This window comes from Streptomyces flavofungini, from assembly GCF_014650815.1.
Lineage (GTDB): Bacteria > Actinomycetota > Actinomycetes > Streptomycetales > Streptomycetaceae > Streptomyces > Streptomyces flavofungini.
Window position 1 is genome coordinate 1 of record NZ_BMVR01000058.1, and the last position, 2,043, is coordinate 2,043.

Annotated in this window: 2 protein-coding genes; both read right to left on the minus strand. The window is 63.7% G+C overall.

Features of this window, described 5'->3' with window-relative positions; all coding sequences use genetic code 11:
* Window positions 1-734: 734 nt before the first annotated feature.
* Complete coding sequence (locus tag IE274_RS39095) at window positions 735-1,343, minus strand: PLAT/LH2 domain-containing protein (protein ID WP_190120714.1); 609 nt, start codon at window positions 1,341-1,343, stop codon at window positions 735-737.
* A 320-nt stretch (window positions 1,344-1,663) separates the two neighbouring features.
* Window positions 1,664-2,043: transposase (locus IE274_RS39100; protein ID WP_190120715.1), on the minus strand; the 380-nt coding region annotated here is incomplete at its 5' end.

Genomic DNA, 2,043 nt, shown 5'->3' on the forward strand with positions numbered 1-2,043 from the left:
CACCTGTCTCATCACCTACAGACACGTCCGACGCCTTTGTTAGGACCTCTTAGCCCGAGTGGGCTGCCTGCCGGGGGAGCGCTCAGTACCTCGACCCGGACGACCATGTGGCCGTCACCCGGTCCGTCGCGCGGCGCGGGTTCCCGGTGGAGACGATGTTCGGGGACGACCGGCCCCGCGGGTATCTGTTGCACGCCGAGCAGGACCGGTGGCTCGCTGGACCTGCTGGACTTGGCGGTGTGGGCTCTGTTCCTCGACCCGATGATGCCGCCTCCGCGTGGTGGGGATGATCAGCGGCTGAGTGGCCGTCGTTGAGGTGGTTCCCGGCGGAGGGCGTTGCTCCGGGAGGTCGTCCATGTCCCGGCTGCGGTCGGCTAATGCGCTGCTACGGGCTTGTCCCCGGAAGGAACACCGGGGCGTTCAGCAGCTGATCATCAGGAGCGTTCACCCAGTGAGCATTGGAGTGTCCACTGAGTGAACGTCCGTCCTGTTCACTGAGTGAACAGGACGGCTGCGTCGCAGCCTTGGGCTCGCGGGATCCTGTGAACGCTCATCTGAACAAGACGTTCACCAAGACTCTGTCCTACTCGCAAGCGAGTCCGCTTGATGCTTCATGTGCGATCGGCCCTGGCGGTTCACTCCGAACCGGCAGGGCCTTTCGTTCTGAGCAGTCGAGTTCCCATGAGCCGCTCCGAGAGCGACACCCACGTACAGCAGTTGTTTGCTTCCTCGGCTCAGATGACGGGCAGGCTCCCTGTGGGTTCCGGCTGCAGGTTGAGCTTTGCTGCGGGGTAGAAGACCTTGCAGTAGTCACTGTCAGGATCATTGTCGATGAGGTAGGACCCTTGGCACTGGCCCGTTGGTTCGGTGTACGCGGCGCCAGCAGGGTCGACGACCCTGATGCTGTCGAAGCCCCAACCATTGCCCCCGCTCTTCCTGAGCTGGATGGCTGTGGGTGGGCCGAAGCTGTCGGGGGCAGCGAGGTCGTAGGTCTCGGTATCATCCCGTTCGAAGTCGTCCCCGGGCTTGTCGAACAGTGTCTCTGGGCTTGCCTCACCCTTGCCGTTGAACAGGGTGACCAGGATGTCGCCGTCCGTCCCCGCGTACCGGATGTCTGCGGTGTGGATGGTGACCTTGTAGGTCGCAGCCTGGTGGCTCTGAGCCGCCTGAGCGTTGGTGGCTACCGCGGTCAGTGCAAGGCTGACCGCGGCGAGAAGGGCTCGTCTCATGAAGACTTCCTCATAGCTTTCTGTGATCCCGGTTACTAGGCAGGCAAAGTAGCGGTTGATTTCACATTCAGACTCCTTCTGATGCCCCGCCACCAGCCATGAGGTGAGAACCACCCGACTGGCTCAGGTCCGCCTTCCAGGAACTCTGGAGCGGAGACTCCGTATTGAGTCAGGTTTCGCCCTGCTGGGCGATGTGGTGCTTGAGGAGCCGCCAGGGGGCGTGCTTACCGGGACAGACGGTGTGATCCCTGAGGCGAGAGCAGTCTTGCGCCTGTCTCATTGCAGACATCCCGTTCTGCGCCGTGCTTCCGCGGCCGGTGGGGCACGCCTGGGGCGCACCTGTTCGCAGAAGGTAGGCCAGTGGGTGGCGCTGTTCGTACTGCCGATGGCTGGCCGGATCAGCGGCAGGGACAAAGGACCTCTTAGACGTTGTCCTATGTGGTGAGGCGGAGTAGTCGCTTGTAGCAGCAGATGGCTGCGGCGAGGCCGAGGAAGGCCAGGTAGTTGGAGGGGTGGCGTTCGTAGCGGGGGCTGAGTCTGCGGTAGCCGGTCAGCCAGGACAAGGTCCGCTCGATCACCCACCTGCGACGCCCCAGTCGTTCGCGGGATTCGATGCCCTTGCGCGCGACACGGACGCCGATGTGTTTGCCCCAGAGCCATCGGCGCAGGTGCGGGACGTCGTAAGCCTTGTCCGCGTGGAGGCGTTGGGGCTTGAAGTAGCGGCCGCGATGCGGGTCGTGTTGCGTGTGGAGTCCCGCCACCATCGGCTTCAGTCCTTGGCTGTCGTGGATGTTCGCCGCGGAGATCCCGACGA